The organism is Flavobacterium limi, assembly GCF_010645075.1.
Lineage (GTDB): Bacteria > Bacteroidota > Bacteroidia > Flavobacteriales > Flavobacteriaceae > Flavobacterium > Flavobacterium limi.
In genome coordinates this window covers 56,104-82,130 of record NZ_JAADZV010000014.1, presented here as the reverse complement: position 1 = coordinate 82,130, position 26,027 = coordinate 56,104, and the positions used below count along the sequence as shown (strand labels likewise).

General features: G+C 36.7%; 13 protein-coding genes and 1 pseudogene. 10 read left to right on the top strand and 4 right to left on the bottom strand.

Annotated features, from left to right (window positions below; all coding sequences use genetic code 11):
• Positions 1 to 56: 56 nt before the first annotated feature.
• The 8 genes from GXM16_RS21365 (at position 57) to GXM16_RS21330 (ending at position 17,777) form a co-directional block, all read left to right on the top strand.
• Entirely contained in the window at positions 57 to 3,101 is a 3,045-nt protein-coding gene (locus tag GXM16_RS21365) for a beta-L-arabinofuranosidase domain-containing protein (RefSeq protein ID WP_163396526.1), read from the top strand.
• Between the two features lie 37 nt (positions 3,102 to 3,138).
• Entirely contained in the window at positions 3,139 to 4,830 is a 1,692-nt protein-coding gene (locus tag GXM16_RS21360) for a DUF885 family protein (RefSeq protein WP_163396525.1), read from the top strand.
• A 60-nt stretch (positions 4,831 to 4,890) separates the two neighbouring features.
• Positions 4,891 to 7,581, top strand: coding sequence for a DUF5695 domain-containing protein (locus GXM16_RS21355; RefSeq protein WP_163396524.1), 2,691 nt, complete (start codon positions 4,891 to 4,893; stop codon positions 7,579 to 7,581).
• A gap of 9 nt (positions 7,582 to 7,590) precedes the next feature.
• Positions 7,591 to 9,687, top strand: coding sequence for a beta-galactosidase (locus GXM16_RS21350; RefSeq protein WP_163396523.1), 2,097 nt, complete (start codon positions 7,591 to 7,593; stop codon positions 9,685 to 9,687).
• A 39-nt stretch (positions 9,688 to 9,726) separates the two neighbouring features.
• Positions 9,727 to 11,871 carry a family 43 glycosylhydrolase gene (locus GXM16_RS21345; RefSeq protein ID WP_163396522.1) on the top strand — a complete coding sequence of 715 codons (2,145 nt, stop codon included), beginning with the start codon at positions 9,727 to 9,729 and terminating at the stop codon, positions 11,869 to 11,871.
• A 57-nt stretch (positions 11,872 to 11,928) separates the two neighbouring features.
• Complete coding sequence (locus tag GXM16_RS21340) at positions 11,929 to 13,140, top strand: M24 family metallopeptidase (RefSeq protein ID WP_163396521.1); 1,212 nt, start codon at positions 11,929 to 11,931, stop codon at positions 13,138 to 13,140.
• 23 nt (positions 13,141 to 13,163) lie between these two features.
• On the top strand, positions 13,164 to 15,374 hold the full coding sequence (locus tag GXM16_RS21335) for an alpha-galactosidase (protein WP_163396520.1): 2,211 nt from the start codon (positions 13,164 to 13,166) through the stop codon (positions 15,372 to 15,374).
• 177 nt (positions 15,375 to 15,551) lie between these two features.
• Positions 15,552 to 17,777 carry a DUF6055 domain-containing protein gene (locus GXM16_RS21330; RefSeq protein WP_163396519.1) on the top strand — a complete coding sequence of 742 codons (2,226 nt, stop codon included), beginning with the start codon at positions 15,552 to 15,554 and terminating at the stop codon, positions 17,775 to 17,777.
• A 268-nt stretch (positions 17,778 to 18,045) separates the two neighbouring features.
• Here GXM16_RS21330 and GXM16_RS21325 read toward each other — a convergent pair.
• Together GXM16_RS21325 and GXM16_RS21320 are read right to left on the bottom strand one after the other, a co-directional pair.
• Positions 18,046 to 18,611, bottom strand: a pseudogene (locus GXM16_RS21325) (DUF417 family protein).
• Positions 18,612 to 18,679: 68 nt separating this feature from the next.
• Positions 18,680 to 19,534: a helix-turn-helix domain-containing protein gene (locus GXM16_RS21320; protein WP_163396518.1), complete on the bottom strand. Its 855-nt coding sequence runs from the start codon at positions 19,532 to 19,534 to the stop codon at positions 18,680 to 18,682.
• A gap of 207 nt (positions 19,535 to 19,741) precedes the next feature.
• Here GXM16_RS21320 and GXM16_RS21315 point away from each other — a divergent pair, with 207 nt between their 5' ends.
• Positions 19,742 to 21,838: an alpha-L-fucosidase gene (locus GXM16_RS21315; RefSeq protein ID WP_163396517.1), complete on the top strand. Its 2,097-nt coding sequence runs from the start codon at positions 19,742 to 19,744 to the stop codon at positions 21,836 to 21,838.
• Positions 21,839 to 21,983: 145 nt separating this feature from the next.
• Positions 21,984 to 23,897: a glucosamine-6-phosphate deaminase gene (gene nagB, locus GXM16_RS21310; RefSeq protein ID WP_163396516.1), complete on the top strand. Its 1,914-nt coding sequence runs from the start codon at positions 21,984 to 21,986 to the stop codon at positions 23,895 to 23,897.
• Positions 23,898 to 24,176: 279 nt separating this feature from the next.
• On the opposite strand, the gene GXM16_RS21305 is transcribed toward nagB, so the two are convergent.
• Both GXM16_RS21305 and GXM16_RS21300 read right to left on the bottom strand, forming a co-directional pair.
• A complete protein-coding gene (locus GXM16_RS21305) occupies positions 24,177 to 24,890 on the bottom strand; it encodes a LytR/AlgR family response regulator transcription factor (RefSeq protein ID WP_163396515.1) in 714 nt (237 codons plus the stop codon).
• 65 nt (positions 24,891 to 24,955) lie between these two features.
• Entirely contained in the window at positions 24,956 to 26,014 is a 1,059-nt protein-coding gene (locus GXM16_RS21300; RefSeq protein ID WP_163396514.1) for a sensor histidine kinase, read from the bottom strand.
• Positions 26,015 to 26,027 lie beyond the last annotated feature (13 nt).

Below are 26,027 nucleotides of genomic sequence, written 5' to 3'. Positions count from 1 at the left end.
ACGCTTAGAAAAATAGAAATAAAGATTTTGTAAATCTTAAAGAAATTAAGTTAACTATGAAAAGAGGGACGTTATTTATTTGTGCAGTAATCAGTTTTTGGGCAATCGGCACGACTGCTTTACAGGCACAAAATGGTGATCAGATTTTAGACGGAATTGGCGAAACAGGATTAATTGCCCGCTATGTTTTTGACGGCGATGCAAAAGACTGGTCCCGAAACAATCTGCACGGTAAAATCGAGGATGTAAAAGTAAAGTTTGTAAACGATGACCTGTTTGGTAAAGTACTTTCGTTACCGGCAGACAGTAAAGCTTTTGTCTCTGTTCCGGGTGAAGGAATCATAGGTGAAGAATCGTTAAGTATCACCGGCTGGATTTATCTGCGTTCTGCGCAAAAAGGGCAGCGTTTTTTTGATTTCGGAAAAAGTATCAGTTCACATTTTTATGCCGCACCGGCCGGAACTCAGGCCAAAGAAGGACTTCAGACAGAAATTACAACAGGAAAAGGAGTTCAATACAATACGTCTTCACCTGCCATAGCCATAAATAAATGGAATCATATCGCAGTCGTACTTAATATTCCGTCAAAAACAGTTAGCACTTACGTGAATGGCGTATTGACTGGCGAAACAAAGAATGCTGAATTAAATTTGAATCAGTTATTTGACAGTAAATCTAAACTTTTCATAGGGAAATCATTATCAGAAGACGATCCTTATTTGAACGCTAAACTGCACGATTTCAGGATTTACAGAGTTTCTTTAAATGAAAAGCAAATCAACAGAATTTATAAAAATGCATTAAAAGAAGGTCAGGAGGAAGAAGCGCCGGAAGAACAGGCTGCAGATCTGCCTGCCTTTTCAAAAACAGCTCCACAGCTGTACAATCAATATCTGATCAGTGTTCCGGATATTCAGGTAGAAACTACAACAGGATATCTGCCAAGAATACCATCTTATTTAAAAGGAGTTTACCGTGATGGCGTTCAGGGACCCGAAGTGCGTGTGATCTGGCCTTCGCCAAAAGACAATAGCGAAGTGCTTAAAGCAGGGCAATATACCGTAACAGGAATTGTTTCCGGAACCGATTTAAAGCCAAAAGCAGTTATCACCGTAAAAGAAGCAAAAATAGCAGCTGCACCAAAGCGTAAACTGGAAGTTTTTAGTCTTGATGAGGTTACCTTAAATGATGATATTGGCGGTCAGGAAACCAAATTTATTGAGAACCGCAATAAGTTCATTTCAACACTTGCTACCACAGATCCGGATTCTTTTCTTTATATGTTTCGTAATGCTTTTGGGCAGGAACAGCCAAAAGAAGCAGAACCGCTTGGCGTTTGGGATACGCAGGAAACAAAATTACGCGGACACGCAACGGGACATTACCTGACTGCCATTGCTCAGGCTTATGCAAGCACAGGTTACGACAAAGCATTACAGGCCAATTTTGCAGACAAGATGCAGTATATGGTCAATACTTTGTATCAGTTGGCTCAGCTTTCGGGACAGCCAAAAGAGGCAGGACATAAGTTTGTGTCAGATCCTACAGCAGTGCCTCCGGGACCGGGAAAAACAGACTATGATTCAGACTTAAGTCCGGAAGGAATTCGTACTGATTACTGGAACTGGGGAAAAGGATTTATCAGCGCATATCCACCGGATCAGTTTATTATGCTGGAAAAAGGAGCCACTTACGGAGGTCAAAAAACGCAGATTTGGGCGCCTTATTACACTTTACATAAAATTATGGCGGGTTTAATGGATGTTTACGAAGTAAGCGGTAACGAAAAAGCACTTGAAACTGCCAAAGGAATGGGAGACTGGGTGTATGCCCGAATGAAAAAACTGCCTACAGAAACACTGATCAGTATGTGGAACAGATACATTGCCGGAGAATTTGGCGGAATGAATGAAGCGATGGCACGTTTATACCGAATCACAAAAGACCCTCATTATTTAGAAGTTGCAAAACTATTTGACAACATCAAAGTGTTTTACGGTGATGCAAATCATTCTCACGGACTGGCAAAAAATGTGGATACTTTCCGCGGACTGCATGCCAATCAGCATATTCCGCAGATTATGGGAGCACTTGAAATGTACCGTGATTCTAATACTTCGGATTATTATCATATAGCCGAAAACTTTTGGTACAAAACGGTAAACGATTATATGTACAGTATCGGAGGGGTTGCAGGAGCCAGAAACCCTGCCAATGCAGAATGTTTTATCAGTCAGCCGGCCACGATTTACGAAAATGGTTTTTCTTCAGGCGGTCAAAACGAAACTTGTGCAACTTATAACATGCTGAAACTAACCGGAGATTTGTTTTTATACGAACAGCGAGGTGAATTGATGGATTACTATGAACGCGGACTTTACAATCACATACTATCTTCTGTAGCACAGGACAGTCCGGCGAATACGTATCACGTTCCGTTAAGACCCGGGTCTGTAAAACAGTTTGGAAATCCGCATATGACAGGATTTACCTGCTGTAACGGAACTGCGATAGAAAGCAATACGAAATTTCAAAATTCGGTTTATTTTAAAAGTGCAGACAACAAAGTACTTTATGTCAATCTGTATGTGCCGTCAACTTTAAACTGGACAGAGAAAAAGGTAACCATCACGCAGACCACAGATTTTCCTAAAGAAGATTTTACTAAGTTAACGATTAAAGGAAGCGGTAATTTTGATATCAATGTTCGTGTACCGCATTGGGCAACAAAAGGATTTTTTGTAAAAATAAATGGCAAAGAAGAAAAGGTTAAGGCACAGCCGGGAAGCTATCTGACGTTAAAACGCAAATGGAAAGATGCGGATACAATCGAACTGCACATGCCGTTTGAATTCCATTTGGAACCTGTAATGGATCAGCAGAATGTTGCGAGTTTATTTTACGGTCCGGTGTTATTAGCAGCACAGGAAACGGAACCGAGAAAAGACTGGAGAAAAGTGACTTTTGATGTAAAAGATATCAGCAAATCGATTCAGGGAGATCCTAAAAAACTGGAATTTACGATCGATGGTGTTCTTTACAAACCTTTTTATGAAACCTACGGACGTCATTCGGTTTATCTTGATGTTACATTGAAATAACAGTTCGAAAAGCATTAAAAATCATCAAATCAAAAGCATGAAAAAATCAATTTTAAGCCTTATTTTATTTTTATTTATGATGACACCCTCGTTTTCCAGCGAACTTATAGATGTGGTCAACGCATTTCAGGCAGATAAAACCGCCCTGCAAAATTTTTATTCCAATAATGAATCGGAGGAATACTATGTGCGGTTTTCTAAATTTTATGCAGACTGGTCTAAAACAGTAAAAAATATTGATTTTAAAAATCTGTCTAAAGACGGAAAAGTAGATTATTTGTTATTGCAAAATTTGATTAATAAAGGAGACTATTTTTTACAAATCGAATACAAGGCATACAAAGAAGTAGCTTCAGTACTTGATTTTACAGGTGAGATTAATCTTTTTATAACGGAAAGACGAAGAGGAAAACGACCGGTTGCCAGTCAGCTTGCAAAAGCGTTTGATGTTGCGGGAGTTGTTATTGATAAAAAAACAGAACAGCTGAAAAGTAAACCTTTCAAAGACTGGTTTGCTGCCGATAAAGCTTCAAAAATAGTTTTGTCTTTTGAAAAATCATTAAAAGAGGCTTATGAATTCTATTACAGCTACGATCCTGATTTTACCTGGTGGATGGAAAAACCGTATAAACAGCTGTCGGAGAAACTTAAAACCTACGAAGAATTTTTAAAAACCAATTATGCCAAAACCAGTGTAAAAGATGACGGAAGCGGCATTATAGGAAAACCGATCGGAAGAGATGCCATAATCAAAAGTTTGTCTTATGAATATATTCCGTATTCTCCTGAAGAATTAATTACAGCTGCTCAGAAACAATTTGAGTGGTGTAAAAATGAAATGATCAAAGCTTCAACCGAATTGGGTTATGGAAAAGACTGGAAAAAAGCATTAGAACATGTAAAAGATACTTATGTTCCAGCCGGAGAACAGCCTCAGGCGATAACAGATTTATACAATAAGTCCGTAAAATTTATTGAAGACCGGGATTTGATAACTTTTCCGGAACTGACGAAAGAAACCTGGCAGATGATTATGATGACGCCGGAACGTCAAAAAATAAATCCGTTTTTTACCGGGGGCTGGGAAATCAGTATTTCGTATCCAACTGAAGACATGGATCAGAAAGATAAACTGATGAGCATGCGCGGGAACAATCCTAATTTTTCTTTTGCAACCGTTCAGCACGAATTATTGCCGGGACATAACCTGCAGTTTTTTATGAACAGCCGTTACAAATCGTATCGTCAGCCTTTTGATACTCCTTTCTGGATGGAAGGCTGGGCTTTGTACTGGGAAATTATTCTTTGGAACAAACAATTCCCGCAGACACCGGAACAAAAATTAGGAATGTTATTCTGGAGAATTCACCGCTGTGCGAGAATCATTTTTTCGTTAAAATATCATTTAGGAGAAATGACACCCCAGCAATGTATTGATTTATTAGTGAATGAAGTAGGGCACGAAAGAGCAAATGCACAAGCAGAAGTCAGACGTTCGTTTGCCAGCGGAGACGCACCATTATATCAGGTAGCTTATATGACAGGAGGATTGCAGTTTTTTGCGCTAAGAAATGAATTATTAGCAAAAGGATGGACAGAAAAACAATTTCATGACCGTGTTTTAAAAGAAAATATAATGCCGGTTGAAATGCTCAGGATTTTGTTAGAAGATTTACCCGTTTCTGAAGATTATAAAACGAACTGGAAGTTTTCGACCGATTTTAAATAATTGAAAAAGTAAAATATAGATCTTGAATAACCTTTTATTCGGTCTTAAAAATAACAAGTTATGAAAAAAATAAAAGTATTGGCTCTGATGGTTTGCTGCTTAATTGTTTCAAATAATCTAAAGGCGCAGGAATATTGGGATAAAATCAAAGCGAAAAAATCGACCTTAGAAATCGACAAAGGATTTATCAGCCTGACTACAAAATCGTTTGAATTAAAATTGGTAAAAGCATCACAAACTGTTGCGGCTTTGTCTCCAATTGCAGAGAAAACCTTCGACTTTACACCAGGTGACCGTTTGGCGATTCGTGATAAAGACGGATTATATCAATTAGGAGATATCAATCTTCGTATCAAAGCAGCAGACGGAACATGGAAAAGCTATTCGACGGCCGCTAAGCGAGCTGCGGTTACTGCTTTGAATGCTTCAGGAACCGTTTTGGCAGCTGCCGATCTTTCTAATACACTGCCACAGGATATTCCGGTAAGCATACAGCGTTTTTACGAAGAAAAGAACGGAAACCTGATTCTGCGTTTCGAAATAAAAAACAAATCTAATACCGCTGTAGAAATAGGAGCTTTGGGAATTCCGATGATTTTCAATAATATTCTGGAAGGAAAAACATTAGATGAAACGCATGTTCAAAATGTGTTTTTTGATCCCTATATAGGCAATGATGCCGGTTATCTGGAAGTAAAAAGATTAAGCGGCCACGGACCTGCATTATTATTGCTTCCGGAAGAAAATATGCCATTTGAAGCCTATCGTCCTTTATTGGATGATGAAACACCAAGAAGCATTGTTTTTGAAGGTTTCCACGAATGGATGCCGCTAAGTAAAGCGTATGCAGAGCAGGAATGGAAAACGGCAGAACAATGGAATACGCCAACATCTCTGACGCTTCAGGAGGGCGAATCGAAAAGTTTTGCTTTGAAATTTGTACTCGTAGATCAGATCAATAATATTCAGTCTGCTTTAATTCAAAATGAACATCCTTTAGCAGTTGGAGTTCCAGGATATGTATTGCCGCTGGATGTAAACGGACAGCTTTTTCTGAAATATAAAAAAGCAGTTAAATCTTTTATAATTGAGCCCGAAGGTGCTTTGACCGTAACCGAAAAATCAAAAAACAAGAACGGATATTTTCAATATGCAGTTCAGGGGAAAAAATGGGGGAGAGCCCGATTAACCGTAACCTACGAAGATGGATTAGTACAGACCATCAATTATAAAGTCATCAAATCAGAAGCCAATACAGTGGCTGATTTTGGTCATTTTTCTACAACAGCACAATGGTTTGATGAGAAAAATGATCCGTTTCACCGAAACCCTTCTGTAATCTCATACGATTATGAAACCAAAAAACAGGTACGTCAGGACAGCCGTGTCTGGATAGCAGGGCTTAGTGATGAAGGTGGTGCAGGAGGATGGCTTGGTGCGATTATGAAACAATTAATCGAGCCTAAAAAAGAGGAAATAGAAAAACTGGAGCAGTTTGTAGACAAAACACTTTGGGGCGGTATTCAGTACAACTCAGCAGATACATTAAAATACGGTGTTAAAAAAAGTGTTTTTTATTACGAGCCAAAATTAATGCCGGAAGGAACATACAGTAAAGATGTAAATTATAAAACCTGGGCTGCATGGGACAAAAAAGGTTCTGATGATCCCGGAAGATCGTATAATTATCCACATGTAGCAGCTGCGCACTGGACAATGTACCGCCTTGCACGATATCACGAAGGTTTGGTTACCAATCACAGCTGGGACTGGTACTTAAAAAATGCCTATGAAACCAGTATCGCCATGACCAGACTGGCACCGTATTATGCGCAGTTTGGACAAATGGAAGGAACCGTTTTTTTATTGATTTTAAAAGATTTAAAAACTGAAGGCTATACCGAAATGGCAAATAATCTGGAAACAAAAATGAAGGTAAGAGCCGATCACTGGAGAAGCTTAAATTATCCTTTTGGAAGTGAAATGCCTTGGGATTCAACAGGGCAGGAAGAAGTGTATATGTGGTCGGATTATTTTGGGTATAATGATAAAGCCAAAGTTACCCTTGATGCTATTTTAGCCTATATGCCTTCGATGCCACACTGGGCGTATAATGGGAATGCCCGCAGATACTGGGATTTCTTATACGGAGGGAAATTATCAAGAGTAGAACGCCAGATTCATCATTATGGTTCGGCTCTGAATGCGATTCCGGTACTTGAAGAATACAAAAAGACTCCGGATAATTTTCATCTGCTAAAAGTAGGATACGGCGGATTATTGGGTGGTATTTCAAATATTACCGAAGATGGTTTTGGGCCGGCTGCTTTTCATTCGTATCCTGAAACGCTTAAAATTGATTATTTATCAGGTGATTACGGTTCCGGTTTCTTTGGTTATGCGGTCAATACGGCAACATTTATTACCAATGAAAAAGATTTTGGCTGGCTGGCTTTTGGAGGTAATGTAACAGAAAAAGGAGATGAAGTTGAGGTAGAAATTACTACAGCGGCTAAATCGAAAGTATTTATTGCACCAAAAAAAATAGGATTGACTCTGGATGCGGGAACATTTAAAAAAGTAAGTTATAATACCAAAACCGGTGCTGTAACAATTACTTTAGATCCTAAAACAACTTACACGCCAAATGCTTATTTAAGAGTAGATCAGGATGTGAAATTGTCTTATAAAAAAGAAAGAGGTGCGTATAAAATTGCTTTAAAAAACAAACCGGTTCAAATTATTTTTTAAAATATAAGAATGAAATTCAGATCAAGCTTTTCAAAGAAACTACTGCTTACCCTGTTTGGAATAGTAACAGGTTTAAATGCTATTGCCCAAAATTTCGAAAAATATTTTCCCAAGAAAGACCTGACTACAGTGGGTGTGTATTATTATCCTGAACACTGGGATGAGAGTCAATGGGACCGAGACCTTAAAAACATTGCCGAAATGGGTTTTGAATTTACTCACTTTGGAGAATTTGCCTGGGCACAGCTCGAACCTCAGGAAGGTGTTTACGATTTTAAATGGCTTGATAAAGCAGTGGGAATTGCTGCAAAATACAAACTGAAAATTGTGATGTGTACTTCGACGGCAACACCTCCTGTGTGGCTGGTGCGCAAACATCCGGATGTGCTTGCTACGTATGAGGACGGAACCAAAACTGATCACGGTTCCAGACAGCATGCAACATTTTCAAGTAATTATTACCGAAGCTATTCCTTAAAGATGATTGAACAGCTGGCAAAAAGATACGGTAATAATAAAAACATTATAGGCTGGCAGGTAGACAATGAACCGGCACGTTTTCTGGATTATGGAGCAGATGCACAACAGCGCTACCGCAACTGGCTAAAGGAAAAATATAAAAACATTAATGCCCTGAATGATGCCTGGGGAAATAAATTCTGGAGCGGTATTTACAGCAGTTTCGATGAGATAAATATTCCGCTGCACAAGGAGTGGGGTATGAACCTGCATTCACAACTGGATCATTACCGATTTGCGGATGAAGAAACCGCAACTTTTTTAGACTCACAGGCAGTGACCATTCGAAAATATGTTAGCAAAGACCAATGGATCACTTCAAATTACAGGTCCAATTATAATGAAGGTTTTGTTGGAATGAGCAAGGAACTCGATTTTGACTGTTACACTCGTTATCTGGTTTACGGTTCAAGTCTGGGAGTCGGGAAAAATGGGTATCGCTTAGGAGACTACACGGCTATCGGAATGTCCAATGATTTTTTTCGCCCCTTGAAGGGTATGTATGGTTGTATGGAACTCCAGCCGGGACAAGTAAACTGGGGAAGCATCAATCCGCAGCCTTTGCCGGGCAGTGTGCGAATGTGGCTGTGGCATGTTTTTGCAGGAGGAAGTAAGTTTGCCTGTACCTATCGTTATCGTGCACCTTTGTATGGTTATGAGCAGTTTCATTACGGAATTGTTGGTACAGATGGAGTAACGCCAACACCAGGAGGACAGGAATTTAAACAGTTTATAAAGGAAATAGATACGCTTCGCAAAAAGTACGATGCCAAAACAAAATTACCGGATGATTACTTAAAGCGCAAAACCGGAATTCTATTCAATGCCGATAATGTGATGGGAATTGAACTGAATAAACAGACCAAAGAATGGAATACAATAGGGCACTTTTTAAAATATTACAAAGCCGCAAAATCTATTGGAGCGCCTGTTGATTTTGTGAGGGACACCACTAACTTTTCAAAATACCCATTTTTAATAGTGCCGGCGTATCAGATGATTGATCAGAAAATGATTGACAAACTGACTTTGTACGCAAAGAACGGAGGAAATTTAATCATGAGCTGCCGATCCGGAATTCAAAATCGTCTGGGACATCTTTGGGAATCTAAATTTTATGAGCCAATGTGGAGTCTGATAGGTTCCCAAATAGAATCATATGATTTGCCGATGCCTCAGTCACCCGGCACCATAAAATTTGAAAATAAGGAATTTAGCTGGACAAGCTGGGGAGATTTAATAAAACCTAACACCGGCACAGAAACGTGGGGAACCTACGAAGGTGATTTTTATGCAGGAACAGCAGCGATTATTTCGCATAAATCAGGAAAAGGAACTGTGACGTATGTTGGTGTAGATTCGAAAAATGGTGAACTTGAAAAACAGGTAATCCGAAAATTATATCAGAAACAAAATCTATCAATCGAAGATTATCCTGAAGGAATTATGGTCGATTATCGTGATGGGTTCGGGATAGCGGTTAATTATTCTGATAAGGCCTATGACCTTAATTTATCAAAAAACGCAAAAATTATCTTTGGAACAAAATCAATAAAAACGGCTGATGTCCTTGTCTGGAAATATTAATTTATAAAAGGCAATCACCTGATTAATTTATACAATCTCATGTTGAAAAAGAAACTTTTTTATGGTCTGATCCTTTTGGCTTTTTATGGAAAAATACCAGGCCAGAAAATGATGGATATAAATGCTCCCGGAGCAGGAAATCCGATTTTACCAGGCTGGTTTGCCGATCCGACAATTAAAAAGTTTGGCGACATTTATTACATCTATGCCACAACGGATAATGAAATGCTGGCATCTGGTGTACCTACGGTTTGGTACAGCAAAGACTTTAAAAACTGGTACAATTATGTTATGGAAATCCCTTCTTTTTCAGCAAAATCCATTACCAATTTTTGGGCTCCTGATATTCTTCAGGGAAAAGACGGAAAATATTATCTGTATTTTGGAAACTGCGAAATAGGCTGTAACATTTATGGTTATGTTTCAAATTCTCCCGTTGGGCCCTGGGAAAAATTAAGTCAGGATGATGTACCTGTTATTTCAAATGGATATCCTCGTGAAGGTTTTCCGTCGCTTGATGCGCAGTTTTTTCAGGATTCAGATGGCAAGATTTATGGATATTGGGGAACCTGGGTGCATTATAACGGAGGGTATGCTGTTGGTGAATTAGATAAAAGCACCATGAGTAGTATGGTTAATTCTGTAAACATACCCTTAGCGCAGACACCGGCTCCTTTTGAAGCGGCTTATATGATGAAAAAAGGCACTAAATATGTCCTGATGTATTCCGGAGCTTCCTGTCATGATGAAACCTATAATGTTCGTTATTCATATTCAGATTCTCCATACGGACCTTTCACTCCGGGAAAAAACAATCCGATTCTGAGCACCAATGAAGACAAGACTGTACATGGTCCGGGGCATCATTCGGTTTTAGAAGAAAATGGCGAGTATTGCATTGTATACCATAAACACGATTATCCAATGACACGCGGCGGACTAGCCAGACAGATTTGTGTGGACCGAATGGTTTTTGAAAATGATTCCACCATCAAAAAAGTAGTACCGTCAAACAAAGAAATAAAAGAATTGATAAAGTCAGAAGTTCCGGAAAATATTGCGCTTGGAGCAAAAACTACAGCATCGTCTTATTATCATTTAAAATCAACTGAAGACGACTATAAATACAAACCTTCATTTGCCACAGATGATAATAATGCCACTATGTGGAAAGCTGCCGATAATATAACTCCTCAGCATCTTATTGTTGATTTTGGAGCTGAAAAAAAGATAAAAAGGGTAATGACCCAATTTGAATTTGCCAGTTATTATTACCAATACAAACTTGAATATTCTCTGAACGGAAAAAATTGGTTTATGTATGCTGATAAATCGAACAATCGTGTCGCAGGAAGCCCAATGATTGACGATTATGATGTAACGGCAAGATATATAAAGCTAACTATTTCGGGCACAGAAAAAACGGGACTTTACCCTGCAGTCTGGAATATAAAAGTATATGATTCCCTGTTTGATATTCCATTGCCTTTACATAATAAAAAATCGGCTAAAGATCCGGCTGTTAAAAGTACTAAGAAACTGCTGGTTGAACTCGATGCTTCTAAAATACCAGAGAATAAAGCATTAAATACAATTGCAAATAAAGGATATATTGGAGGGAATTTCACAAAAAATGGTGAAGTCAGCCTGACAAAACAGGACGGAATAAAAGCATTCAATTTTATAAACGGATCATTAATTCTGGATAAACCCGTACCGAAAAGTTTAGCATGGAATGGTTCTTACACAGTGGCAGTCTGGGTTAAAAATCCGCAGATCGCAAACGAAAAAGAAATTATGGTTTCCTGGTGTGACAGGAGCAAATTTGGTCTGGCAAATTCATACAATGCGCTGGCGTACAATAGTGGAAATTATGGAGCAGGAGTTCATTTAGACGGTCATTTTGATATGAAGTATACCAAAGTTCCCGAAGCCGATAAATGGCATCATATCGTTTTGACTTTTGACGGAGTGGTCGAAAAAATATATGTAGACGGCATTTTGGATAATTCGCAAAGCATGCTGTTATCATCGGCTGTTGATAAGGCAAAAATCATAATAGGAGCTTCAGATATTGGTGAGAATTTCTCAGGTTTTATTGCTTCTGCCCGTTTGTACGATTATGCGCTTACGCAGGAAGACTTACTCAAAGTGATGGAAAAGACACGACCTGTAAAAGATTAATAAGTGAGAGAAATCATAATGCTTAAATTAGCACTTACAACTTTAACACACTAAAAAATGACAATAGGAATTAGCGGTTCAACTGCAGCCATTGAATTAGAAAAAATAGAAAACAGAACTCAAAATGTACAGCCTATTCAGCTAAATGAATATCAGGAGCGCATGCAAAAGGCAGTACGTTTGATGAAAGAACATTCGGTAAAAGTTCTGTATCTAAATGCCGGAACTAATTTGTATTATTTTACGGGAACACGCTGGAATCCATCAGAAAGAATGGTGGGTGCATTATTGTTTGAAGATGGTACGCTGGAATATATCGTTCCGAAATTTGAAGAAGGAACTTTTAAAAAATACATGAAAGTAGAGTCGCCTATAAACTGCTGGGAAGAGCATGAATCGCCGTATGTTTTGGTCGGAAAATTATTGAAAGCAAAAAATGCCAATGAAGGTTTTGTAGCGATTGATGAATCTTCGCCTTATTTTTTGGTTGATGGAATTTCGAAAGCGAATTCTTCATTTGGTTTTGTAACCTCACAAAACATTACTTCGGCTTGCAGAATGCAAAAGTCTAAAAATGAAATTGCCATTATTCAGCAGGCAAAAGACATTACGATGGAGGTTCAAAGAGCCGCTGCCCGAATACTCAGACCAGGAATTACAGTCAGTGAAGTGACAGATTTTATCAATAAAGCACATATAAAAGCGGGAATAGCGTCGGGTTCTTATTTCTGTATTGTCTTGTTTGCCGATGATACGCAATATCCACACGGCGTTTCAGTTCCGCAGACTTTAAAAGAAAATGAAGCTGTAATTATTGATACAGGCTGCAGATTAGAAGAATATCTTTCTGATATTACAAGATCGTATGTTTACGGAACGCCTTCCGATGAATACAAAACGATTTGGAATCTGGAAAAAAAGGCACAGCAAACTGCTTTTGAAGCGGCACAAATTGGCGCAACCTGCGGATCAGTCGATGATGCTGCCCGTAAAACTTTAGCGGAAGCGGGATTAAGTGCAGACTATAATTTACCGGGATTGCCACACCGAGTTGGGCATGGCACAGGATTAGACATTCATGAATACCCGTATTTAGTCCGCGGAAGCGAAATAAAATTACAGCAAGGAATGGTTGTCAGTAACGAACCGATGATTTGTGTCCCGGGAAAATTCGGAATTAGACATGAAGACCATTTTTATATGACGGAAGACGGACCGAAATGGTTTACAACTCCGATGGAAAGTGTTGAAAATCCGTTTGGATATTAATTGTTAGTATTAAAAAAATAAAAATGAATCGATTATTTCTACTTCTTTTATTGTTAGTTTCTTCTTTTTCTCAGGCACAGGATAATGCTTTGATTTGTATGGAAACTAAAAATTCGGCTTTGGTTTTGAAGGTTGGAAAAAACAAAAAATTGTATCAAACCTATTTTGGTACAAAGCTGAATAATAATTCGGAGTATGAATTCATTTCGAAAGAAAACACAAAAAAGTTTGTTATAAATGATGGAAATCCTTTAATCGATTTGCGGCATTCAGTATATCCGACTTTTGGAACCGATAATTTATTTGAACCTGCAATTCGGATGACGCATAATGACGGAAATCCTTCTTTAGAATTAGAATATCAAAGTCATACGATTCAAAAAGTAGATGGAAATACTTCAGAAATGACCATTAAATTAAAAGATCCAAAGTATCCGGTTTTTGTGAATCTTCATTATAAAATATTTTTCAATGAAAATGTAATCGAATCGTGGACGGAAATTCAACATCAGGAAAAAAAATCGGTTACATTGTATAATTATGCTTCGTCAGCTTTGCATTTAGATGCCGAAAAATATTGGCTGACCCAGTTTTACAGCGATGTGGTTGAAGAGATGCGAATGGAAGAAAGCCAGCTTACGAGAGGCGGTAAAGTAATCGATTCAAAATTAAGTGTCAGGACTAATATGTTTGCTGCACCCAATTTTTTTCTTTCTTTAAACTCAAAATCAGAAGAAAATATAGGAGAAGTTATTGCCGGTTCCATTGTCTGGTCGGGAAATTTTAAATTCACATTTGATATTGACAACAATAACGAATTGAGAATTATTTCAGGAATCAATGAGTTTGCTTCGGAATACAATTTAGAACCCGGAACTGTGTTTAAGACGCCTTCTTTTATTTATACTTTTTCAAATCAGGGAAAAGGACAAGCGAGCAGAAACCTGCATAACTGGGCCAGAAAGTATGGACTTAAAGATGGAGAAAAATCCCGTTTGACTTTACTGAACAATTGGGAAACTACTTTTTTTGATTTCGATCAGGCAAAACTGAGCAATATGTTTGAAGACGCCAAAACGTTGGGCGTCGATATGTTTTTGCTTGATGACGGCTGGTTTGGCAATAAATATCCAAGAAGTGGTTCTGCTTCGGGCTTGGGAGACTGGCAGGCAACCAAAACAAAACTTCCTGACGGTATTGGTTTTTTAATGCAGAAAGCCAAAGAAACCAATGTGAAATTCGGTATCTGGATTGAACCGGAAATGGTCAACGAAAAAAGTGAGCTTTACGAAAAACATCCGGACTGGGTATTAACACTGCCTAACAGAGAAAAAAGCCTTTACAGAACACAGCTGGTTCTGGATTTGTGTAATCCAAAAGTACAGGATTTTGTATTTAAGGTTGTTGATGATATCATGCAGACCGAATCTGGGGTGGCATTCTTCAAATGGGATTGTAACCGAATGATGACCAGTGCTTATTCTAATTTTTTGAAGAATCAGCAATCGCATTTGTTTGTTGAATACACAAAAGGGCTATATAAAGTTTTAGACCGTATAAAAAGCAAATACCCAAATCTACCGATGATGCTTTGTGCAGGCGGTGGCGGGAGGACTGATTACGGCATGTTGAATTATTTTACAGAATTTTGGGCCAGCGACAATACAGATCCTTTTGATCGTATTTTTATTCAATGGGGATATTCTAATTTTTATCCTGCGCTCGCAGTTTGTAATCATGTAACTTCGATGGGAAATCAATCTATAAAATTCAGGACCGATGTGGCGATGATGGGCAAATTGGGTTTTGATATTCAAGTAGGAGGTTTAAAGGAAGATGAGTTGAAATATGCTCAGGAAGCAGTAGCTAATTACAAAAGACTGAGTCCCGTAATCTGGAATGGCGATTTGTATCGTCTGGTTTCGCCTTATGAAGACAGCAGGGCTGTATTGATGTACATTAATCAGGATAAAACCAAGTCGGTTGTTTTCTGTTATACACTGCATCCTTTAACAGATCCTAATTACAGTCTTGTCAGATTAGAAGGACTTGATCCTTTAAAAAAATATAAAGTCAATGAAATTAATCTTATGCCTGAAGCTAAAAATACTTTTGAAGCATCAGGGAATATTTTTTCAGGTGATTTTCTAATGAAAGTTGGGTTGAAAGTTTCTTCTTTTAAGCAAGAAAGCAGTGTTGTATTAGAAATTACAGCTGTTGATATGAAGGGTTGAATTTTAGTATAACATTGAAATTTTAGTTTGACTAATCTTAATGAATTGTTACATATTTTTTTGTGTTTATTTTTTTTAGGTAAAATAGTATTAATATTTGATAATATTGTCTTATAAAGACTATGTTTTTGTAGCTATTTTTATGAAATAATACTTAACCTAATAATTAAATGCCCTATGAAAAAACTTTTATTCGTGATTGCTTTTCTATCCAGTTATTTTGCAATTGCACAGAAAACACTTTTTACTCCTGCAGAATGGAGTGATCCCAACAATGAATTTTACAATAAAGTATCCAGTAGCAGGAAATACGAGTCGACAAACTTTGTAGTGTACTGGGGAGACAAGGTTGGGACTAATCCATCAACTTATTCAGATCCGTCGCTTAGATTTACCCCAAAATCAGTTGCAGATACGCTTGAGACTAGTTTTAAACGCTATATAACCGATTTACATTTTGTAAATAATGCTCCAACAACAAATTTTGGAAAGTACAAAATCATTATCATGATGATGAACACATGGAATTCTACAGATCCACGTTTACAGGCTTTTGCACAAGCCAGTTCATTTAGCAATACGATTGGGGCGATGTTTGTACATCCCGAGGCGACAAGAGATGGAGGAGCATTATCTCACGAGTTTGCGCATACCCTGCAAATGATGATGCGTATTCAGGAAAATCCGGGAAATGGAACTGCATTTGCAGGATATGACTGGGGCGGCCCTTTCTTTGAAGGCCATGCTAATTTCATGCGTGCCCAGGCCTATCCTCAATGGGCTGAAATTGACGGTACCTTGACCCGCTGGATACAAACCAAGCACTTTATGTGGTCTTCTAACAGGCATCATTACACTAATTTTCATTTAATGTATTATGTTCAGGAAAAAGAAGGATTTGATTTTACCAGGAGAATGTGGGCAGAATCAATTAATCAGGAACATCCGCTTGAGACCATTAAGAGGTTAAAAGGATTTACACAAGACCAGCTCGATGATTATCTGTGGGGATATGCCCAAAGGCAGCCGGCTTTTGATTATCCAATTCAATGGAATTCCCAAATTAATACAACGAGTAATTTTGGAAAAACAATCAGAAACGTTTATAATAGTATAAAAACATATATGCCGCGCTACACAAGCAGGCAATATACATTGCTTACAAAAGTGACAGGGACAACTGATCAATATTATACTAACAATGACTGGGCTCCACAGGATTACGGGATGAACGTAATTCCACTATATCCAACTTGCACAGGCACTCAAAAAAAAGTTACTATTAAATTTAAAGGGCATACAGAAGTAAATCCAACTCAGGCTGGATGGAGATATGGATTTGTCACTACAAAAACAGATGGCACAGTTTCCAGATACAGTCCTATGTATAAAACTGATGGTGAAGCATCTTTTACTCTTAATACAGCTACGGAAGCAAATATTTTCCTTGTAGTATTTTCGGCACCAAAAGTTCACGTTAATTATAATATGGATGTAGGTTATCCAAAACAAAGAAGATATCCTTACGAACTAAAAATTGCAAATGCAACTCCTGAAGGATTTCAGCCTGCAGCTAATTTTAGAAATTTTATTAAGACAAACGGGCATTTACATACTAACGGTGGTGGCTGGGTATCAAATAATGCAAATGTTGCCTCAACAGTATATGTTGGTCCTTATGCAATTGTCAGAGCCGGCACTATTTCAGGAAATGCACGTATAGAGGATTTCGCAATGGTAGATGGAGGTACTATAAACGGGAATGCCATTGTAAGAGGTAATGCATGTATTTATAATGCAAATTTATCCAATAGTGCCATTGTTGAGGGGAATGCCTGGATGGAAGGAGGTTCTGTTTCAAATACTGCCAATATCAAAGGAAATGCCATGCTCTTTGCTGGAAATTTTGGAGGTTCAGTTGTTGTTGGAGGTGACGCAGAAATAGGAAGCTGCTCTACTGCCGGTGTCTATCTTCAATTTCCGTATTGGAGAAACGGCAGAACTGAATGCGATGGTAAAGGAGCAACTGATACGTCTAATATTGACATTAATAGTAATTTTACAAACTTTTCAGCTTCGCAAATGGCTTTTAGCACAACTCCTAACTGCAGCACTTCACTAACGGCTAAACAGGCAATAACAGAGACTGAGGTAAGCCTGAGTATATATCCAAATCCGGCTCATGAAAAGCTAACGGTTTCATTTATACAAACTGAAAAACAAAAAGTAGCTATTTTATTATTCGATATAAATGGTCGCAAGATAGATGTTATAACAGACAAATATTATGAAGCTGGTCAGATTAACATCACATACAATTGTAGTCATTTGACTCAGGGTGTTTATCTGATTCGCATTCAGAATGGAGATACTCTTGAAAGTAAAACATTTATTAAGGAATAAATCTAAAGATTTAAGATTTTCGAGTATCATCAAAATTAAAGGAACATCTGTTTTTTACTTTTTTACTATTAAACAAAATACAATATTCAAAATGAGTCGGCTAATATTTTTAAATCTTCCAATAAAAGGTTTGAATTTTGTCTTTCGACGTTAACATCAAAAGCCACTCACAGGAGTGGCTTTTTTTTTGTTTTTATCTATTTGATTCCCCTCACACTATTGTTTTTTTCTGAAATTCTTAAAGCATTAGTAAAAAAGGTTAAGTTGATTACTGACCGTTTCTTTTTAGATAAAGTGCTGCAGATTCGCTCATCGTTATTAACGATGCTCCAAGAATGACAATATCCTTAAGAACAAGTCTTCCTCTTCCCGATAAGAAGGGAAACCAAATTGATGATCTGTCAGATGAGGAACCCAGCTTTCGGGCGTGGTAATTAAAAATGAAAGAGTTCCTATGGTGAGTATGAAAACTAATATACTGCCAACCATACTTGCCAGTGGTGACAGATTATGAATTCCAACCAGAAATGCAATGCCTATCAATAAAATACCCAGGCCATTTGAAAAACTATAGGTGTTGTTGTTTACATGCCACTGGTGGTTTTCAGCAATTAGTTCACCTTCTTTATTTGTATAATTTTTATAGTCAGAAGGGTTTTCGTAGAAAAAAGACATAAAAGGACTGTTTGCCACAAAGGGTACAATGCCATCCGCTTCATATTTGAAAAATTTGAGTCCTCCAATCCATAGAAAAACAATCACGATACCTGCGCGGACCACCTTTTTACCTACTTTGTCCAGATTTGCTATTATGCTTAGAATACTACTTTTCATTGTTTGTTTTTTATAGTTACAATGCAAAGCTAGTTCAGCAAATTGAGGTAAAGGATGGACAAAAAATGTTATTCCTTAGACAAATCTGCTACGATAGATATGCCGGTGGTTTTTCGAAACATCTGGGGCGACATTTTTGTCATTTTTTTAAATACACGGCTGAAGTAATATTCGTCCTGGAATTTTAAAGCAAATGCAATTTCTTTAATGCTGAGTCTCGTAAGGTGAAGATGTTTTTTTGCTTCAAGAATTAAACGTTCCTGAATCAGCTGTGTTGGTGTTTTGCCAAAGCGATTATTACACTGTTTGGTCAGACTGTTAGGGGTAATGGATAACAGCGATGCATAATCACCGGGTTTATGCAGGGTCAGGAAATTTTCTTCCAGTAATATTCTAAAATGATCCATTTTTTCGTCCTTTTTCAATTGCAGTCTTTCTGAACTGTTCAATTTGATACTGCTTGACTTGGCGAGAAAAAGCTGTAAAAGCGCCCGAAGTACAATTTCTGAAGGCTCTTTCTGCAGTAATTCTTCAGCAATATTGGCTGTAACCTGTGTATAAAAAGAATGCTGGTCATCCGTTAGTTTTACAGAAGGTTCCAGATAAATATTATTAAACAACAATCCGTTGCAGGCTACCTCATTTCTGTGAAATTCAATACAGTAAAAGTCTCCGTGGAATTGTAAAGTTGCTGAGCTTATTTTTTTAGTTTCTCTGATATAAATGCACTGCTGAGGTGTAGAGAAAAGTACCACAGGAGCTTTAAATGCAAAAGAAGCAAAGTCTGCATGATAAATTCCTTCACCTTCACTAATGAATATAACAGTATATACACTGAATTGAACAGGACTGTCCAGTAACTGATTTTTTTCAGATTCCAGGCCAAGTAAAAGTGTTCCGTTATCAGAATATATCCTGTTCATTTTTTCTAATTGTGAAATGCTGACAAATATAATTATATAATGATGAAACTCAATCTAAAATAAAAATATGGAGGTATCATGTGTAAAAAATGATTCCAATGCTCCTTTAAAAATGTTGTTGGTCGAAATAGTATAAGCCGGAATATTAATTTATCTTAAATTTAAATTTTTAATAGTCTTACTGATAAAATATTAATTCGAGGTCTAATGAAAAATATTTTTTTATTACTGAGTTATTTTCTAATAACAATACCAATTTGTTCTCAGGAATTAGTGAAATCTCCTCAGCCATTTGGCCCATTGCCAACACAAAAACAAATGGATTGGCATGAAATGGAATTTTATGCTTTTGTGCACTTTTCATTAAATACATTTACAAATAAGGAGTGGGGTTACGGAGATGAGTCTCCTCAACTCTTTAATCCGACTAATCTTGATGCTCGTCAATGGGCCCGAATTGCTAAGGAAGCCGGTATGAAAGGTATTATATTAGTAGCTAAACATCATGACGGTTTTTGCTTATGGCCATCAGCTTATACAGAACGTTCTGTAAAAAATTCTCCTTGGAAAAATGGCAAAGGTGACGTAGTAAAAGAATTGGCCACAGCCTGTAAAGACTACGGTTTAAAATTAGGGCTATATCTTTCCCCATGGGATAGAAATCATGCTCAATACGGAAAATCGGAATACATCACCTATTTCAGAAATCAGCTGAAAGAGTTGCTTACGAATTATGGAGATGTTTTCGAAATGTGGTTTGATGGTGCCAATGGTGGTGATGGCTATTACGGCGGAGCCAATGAAACAAGAAAAATCAATACGCTGGAATACTACAATTGGGATGAAACCTATAAATTAATCTACAAAACTGCACCTAAAACTTTGGTTTGGGGAGTCGGTCCTTCTGAAGCGAGATGGATTGGAAACGAAGAAGGACGTGCCGGAAAAACCAATTGGTCACTTTTACGTCAGAAAGATGAATTAGCAGGCAAAGTTCATTACACCGAATTTATGTCGGGGCATGAAGACGGTGAAAAATGGGTTCCGGGCGAAGCCGATGTTTCTATAAGACCAGGTTGGTTTTATCATAAAGTTGAAGATGATAAAGTACGCCCACTCGATGAAATGGTGGATATTTATTATGAATCAATTGGGCGTAATGCGAATTTATTGTTGAATCTTCCGGTTGACAGAAGAGGTTTGGTGCATGAAAATGATGAAGCACGATTGAAAGAATTGGTTGCAACCATAAAAACCGATTTTAAAACCGAATTATTAGCCGGGACAAAAGTTTCTGCTAATAATGTAAGAGGAAAGAGCGCTTTATTTACAGCAAAAAATGTAACAGACGGAGATAAAAATACCTACTGGGCAACAGACGATAATGTAAAAACAGCTTCAATTGTATTTGATTTTGTAAAGCCTGTAGCAATTAATCGGATTCTGCTTCAGGAATATATAAAATTAGGGCAGCGTATTAAGGCTTTTACTGTTGAAGCTAAGATTGACGGACAATGGAAAACTATTGCCAATGAAACCACTATCGGCTATAAAAGAATTTTAAGGATTGACAGAATTACAGCTTCGGCAATTAAAATAAATATTACCGACTCAAAAGCAGGTATTGTAATTTCGAATATTGAGGCTTACAATGCACCAACTTTTGTGAGGGCTCCGGAAATTCAGCGTGATAAAACCGGAAATGTTACTATGAAATCTGAAGAAGGAAACAGCATTTATTATACTATTGATGGTTCTAAGCCGTCTCTCAAAAGCACATTATACAAAGGTGTTTTTAAATATAATAAGGCCGTTCAGATAAAAGCAATCGCGATCAGTAAAAATGAAAATATCAGCAGCGGTGTCACAACAGTAAAATATGGAATATCTAAAGAAAAATGGAAAGTTGTTACCGCTTCCAGTGGTGATATGAATTTGGTAAATAAAATTATAGACGGAAATCAGGATACAGACTGGAATTTTAGAAGCGACATCAATAACCTCACACAAGAAGTAGTAATTGATATGGGAGCTATTCTGAAAATTAATGGTTTTACTTATGTTCCACAACAAGTGGGTAACAATCTTAATTTAATATCCAAATATGAATTTTACACAAGTTTAGATAATATAAAATGGACCATACAATCTCAGGGAGAATTTTCAAACATTAAAAACAATCCTGTAGAACAGGTAAAAACATTTCCTGAAACTAAAGCAAGATACCTGCGTTTTGTTGCTAAATCCACGGAAGAAAATGGTCAGACATTTTCTATCGGTGAAATCAATGTAATCGAAAAGTAAATATATAAGGGACTTAAGTTGTGCTGTGTTTTTTAAAGTTTAAGATTATGTCTTTTGCCGAAGTTCAGAGGTTATTAGTCGAATTTTTAATTTTACAGCTATACTAATCCTTAATTTTATACTATATAATTAAAGGAACAGGTAAATGATTAAAGAAGATATAAATTTTAAAGAAGCCGGAAAATTTGAAGAAACACGTTTTGAGAAGATTCATAACGTAATTTTTGAATCATCTCAGGAAGCTTCTGTATTAGTTGCACAGGAAATCGCAAACATAATTCAGAGGAAAGAAGAATTAAATGAACCTTGCGTTTTAGGATTGGCAACAGGATCTTCACCTGTAAAAGTTTATGAAGAACTTGTAAGACTGCATAAAGAAGAGGGGTTAAGTTTTGCCAATGTGGTAACTTTCAATCTGGATGAATATTATCCAATGGATAAAGATAATATTCAGAGTTACTGGTATTTTATGCATGAGCATCTTTTTGATCATGTTGATATTCAGCCGGAAAATATTAATATTCCCGACGGAAATATCAGTAATGAAGATTTACATCAATATTGTATTGATTATGAAATGAAAATTAAATCATACGGTGGTTTGGATTTTCAGCTTTTAGGAATTGGAAGAACAGGTCATATCGGGTTTAATGAGCCGGGATCTCACGTTAATTCCGGAACAAGAAGCATTACACTGGATCATTTAACACGCATTGATGCAGCATCTTCATTTTTAGGAATTGATAATGTACCCCGTAAAGCCATTACAATGGGAATTGGGACTGTAAAAACTGCTAAAAGAATTGTACTTCTCGGATGGGGAATCAGTAAGGCGGAAATCATCAAAAAAACGATAGAAGGTGAAATTTCCCCAAGAGTACCAGCAACCTATTTACAACAGCACAGTAACACAACATTTGTTTTAGATACCGAGGCTTCATCAGAGTTGACCAGGGTAAAAACACCGTGGCTGGTAAAATCTGTGGTTTGGGACGAAGAGTTAAAACTGAAAGCTGTAGCCTGGTTAAGTGAATTGACTAAAAAGCCTTTCCTTAAACTGACCGATAAGGATTATAATGATAACGGAATGTCAAGCGTGCTGAGCGAGGAAGGAACTGCTTATAATTTAAACATTAAGATGTTTAATAAAATGCAGCAGACTATTACGGGCTGGCCCGGAGGAAAACCCAATGCAGATGATACATACAGACCGGAACGGGCAACTCCGGAAAGAAAAAGAATTATCATTTTTAGCCCACATCCTGATGATGACGTTATTTCAATGGGAGGAACTTTCGACAGATTGGTTGAGCAGGGACATGATGTTCATATTGCCTACCAGACATCCGGAAATATTGCTGTTTCAAATGAAGAAGCTTTAAAATTTGCCGAAATCTCGATGGCATTGAATAAAAACTCTACGGAATCTGAAAACATAATCAACTTTTTAAAGAATAAAAAAGCGAATGATATTGATTCATTAGAAGTTAGAAAATTAAAAGGTCTAATTAGAAGAAGTGAGTCTCTGGCAGCTACCAGATATCTGGGTTTGCAGGATTCAAATGTAAACTTCCTGGATTTGCCTTTTTATGAAACAGGTACAGTGAAGAAAAATAACCTCGGTGAAGCCGATATACAAATTATGTGCGACATTATCGAAAGAATAAAACCACATCAGATTTATGCTGCAGGAGATTTAGCAGACCCGCATGGTACCCATAAAGTTTGTTTAGACAGTTTGTTTGAGGCTTTAAAAAGATTAAAACATAAAAGTTTTATGGATGATTGCTGGGTTTGGCTCTACAGAGGAGCCTGGCATGAATGGGAGTCGTACCAAATTGAAATGGCGGTTCCAATGAGCCCTGATCAGGTACTGAAAAAACGTCATGCTATCTTCTATCACCAGTCTCAAAAAGACGGAGTGATGTTTCAGGGAGATGACAGCAGGGAATTCTGGGTGAGAGTTGAAGACAGAAACAGAATGACAGCAGAAAAATATCATGCTCTGGGACTTGCAGATTATTCAGCAATCGAAGCTTTTAAGCGATATCATTTCTAGATTGTAAAATCTTTTTAAAATATAATAAACTATTTCATTGTGGTTTATTTTGGTTAGTTACCAATGTGAAAATGCAGCTCCGGTTAAAGCTGCATTTTTTTTGTTTTTTCATTTCGAAGAGTTAGAAATCAGACAAGAAACAACCGATTAAAATCCTTAATTTTTGTCTAACTGTTTTCTAATAACTCTTGCCTCAGGGGTAACCTTACATTAAAAAGAAACCTTTTTCAAAGTTAAGAACCTGAAAAAGGTTTGATATAATAAATTTTAAAACAAACTTTAAATAGAAGAATTCAATATTCTTTGTTTTACATGATCAATATAAGATCTTCCAATTACGTATCTAAGACCTTCAATTTCAATACTGTTTCCTTCAACAGCATCGATCTTATCAATAGCGATAGTGTATGATCTGTGTATTCTTAAAAAATTCCTTTCGGGTAATAAATCAGTGAAATCGGATAATGTACTGTGAATTATGTATTTACCAGTTAGAGTGTTTATTTTTAGATAATCTTTCAGACTTTCAATCACTAAAATTTCATTAAAAAATATTTTCTTCATTCTCTTCTTGTCGATCTTGACAAAAATAAAAGGGCTTTCAGGATTGTTTTCCTGCTGAACATTGCTGCTGGTGTTAAGTCTTTTGCTAATCTTGTTTAAGGTTTTCATTAACCTCGGAAATTCAATTGGTTTTACCAAATAGTCTAAAACGTCTAATTCGTAAGTTTCAATAGCAAACTGACTGTATGCGCTTGTAATGATAAGTATTGGAGGGTTTTCCAGACTTTTTATAAAATTAATACCATCAAGGACAGGCATATTGATATCAAGAAAAATTACATCAACTTTATTGTTTTTTAAAAAATTTAAACCTTCAATAGGATTGCTAAACGTGTTTATTATCTCAAAATTTTCAACAGGTTCCAGGTAATTTTTAATAACATTAATCGCTAATGGCTCATCATCTATGATCAAACAATTTATTTTCATTTACTATATGTTTTTGAGAGGAATAAACTTAATAGTCGTAGTGGTAAAAAAAGAAGGAGTTTCTTCTAAGACACTTTAATTACAAGCTTTACGACAAAAATATTCTTTTTATTTTTAAATGAAAGTTTATAATCATTTTTATTATAACCTAATTCAAGTCTTTTTTTTACATTTTCCAAACCTATGCCACTGGACTGGTTAAAATTGTCCTTATGCTTTGTGATTTCCGGAGTTGGGTTCGAAATAGTGAAATGCAGGTAGTCTTCTTTTATCTTAAAACTAATATCAATTTTTACTTTTCCGGTGTTTTTATTGACACCATGCTTAAATGCATTTTCAATAAAAGTCAGTAAAATCACAGGAGAAATTTCTTTATCATGAATATCTCCAGAAATAGACATATTGACTTCTAAGCGGTCATCATTTCTAATTCTTTCTAGATCCAGATAATTTTGAATACAAAGTATCTCGTTCTCTAAAGACTGTTTTTTACTTTTTGTATCGTACAGCATGTAGCGCATTAATTCAGAAAGTTTCAGAACAATTTTTGGGGTTTTATTTGATTTTTCTACCGATAAAGAATAAATATTGTTAAGTGTATTGAAAAAAAAGTGTGGTGAAATTTGAGACTTCAGGAACAGTAATTCTGTTTCCAATTGTGATTTTTCGAGATCAGTTACTCTTTTTTGTTCATTCAGAAAATCAAATGTAATCTTGATTGCTGTCACAAAAGTGATTACATAGAGTTCACCCATCATCATGTCAATAGTATAATTTAGGGTTAGCTTATCGATGGTTTCTGGTCCTTCAGGCCAGACGTTATGTGTTATTAATAGGTATGTGAGATTAAATTTTATGAATACCATTATAAATATGGATGAAAAAATGGAAAGCACATACAGAAGATATTTTTTTCGATACACCAAATAGGGCATAAATACTAAAATATTCAGATAACATAATGTCATATGAATAGGAAAGCCTAACAAGTTTGTTTTTAAGGAATACAGATAATCATTAAAATAGCTTCCCCAGCGAAATGTATTAAACAAAAAATAAGTAAGCCAGAAAAAAAAGTGATAGTGCAGGGGTAATCGATAAAATTTGCCGGAATTTAAATTCATACTATGAATATGT

Coding starts and splice junctions, on each gene's coding strand:
- GXM16_RS21350 (WP_163396523.1), top strand. CDS start 7,591: ATGAAATTCAGATCAAGCTTTTCAAAGAAACTACTGCTTACCCTGTTT.
- GXM16_RS21300 (WP_163396514.1), bottom strand. CDS start 26,014: ATGAATTTAAATTCCGGCAAATTTTATCGATTACCCCTGCACTATCAC.
- nagB (WP_163396516.1), top strand. CDS start 21,984: ATGATTAAAGAAGATATAAATTTTAAAGAAGCCGGAAAATTTGAAGAA.
- GXM16_RS21365 (WP_163396526.1), top strand. CDS start 57: ATGAAAAGAGGGACGTTATTTATTTGTGCAGTAATCAGTTTTTGGGCA.
- GXM16_RS21330 (WP_163396519.1), top strand. CDS start 15,552: ATGAAAAAACTTTTATTCGTGATTGCTTTTCTATCCAGTTATTTTGCA.
- GXM16_RS21320 (WP_163396518.1), bottom strand. CDS start 19,534: ATGAACAGGATATATTCTGATAACGGAACACTTTTACTTGGCCTGGAA.
- GXM16_RS21345 (WP_163396522.1), top strand. CDS start 9,727: ATGTTGAAAAAGAAACTTTTTTATGGTCTGATCCTTTTGGCTTTTTAT.
- GXM16_RS21315 (WP_163396517.1), top strand. CDS start 19,742: ATGAAAAATATTTTTTTATTACTGAGTTATTTTCTAATAACAATACCA.
- GXM16_RS21335 (WP_163396520.1), top strand. CDS start 13,164: ATGAATCGATTATTTCTACTTCTTTTATTGTTAGTTTCTTCTTTTTCT.
- GXM16_RS21340 (WP_163396521.1), top strand. CDS start 11,929: ATGACAATAGGAATTAGCGGTTCAACTGCAGCCATTGAATTAGAAAAA.
- GXM16_RS21355 (WP_163396524.1), top strand. CDS start 4,891: ATGAAAAAAATAAAAGTATTGGCTCTGATGGTTTGCTGCTTAATTGTT.
- GXM16_RS21305 (WP_163396515.1), bottom strand. CDS start 24,890: ATGAAAATAAATTGTTTGATCATAGATGATGAGCCATTAGCGATTAAT.
- GXM16_RS21360 (WP_163396525.1), top strand. CDS start 3,139: ATGAAAAAATCAATTTTAAGCCTTATTTTATTTTTATTTATGATGACA.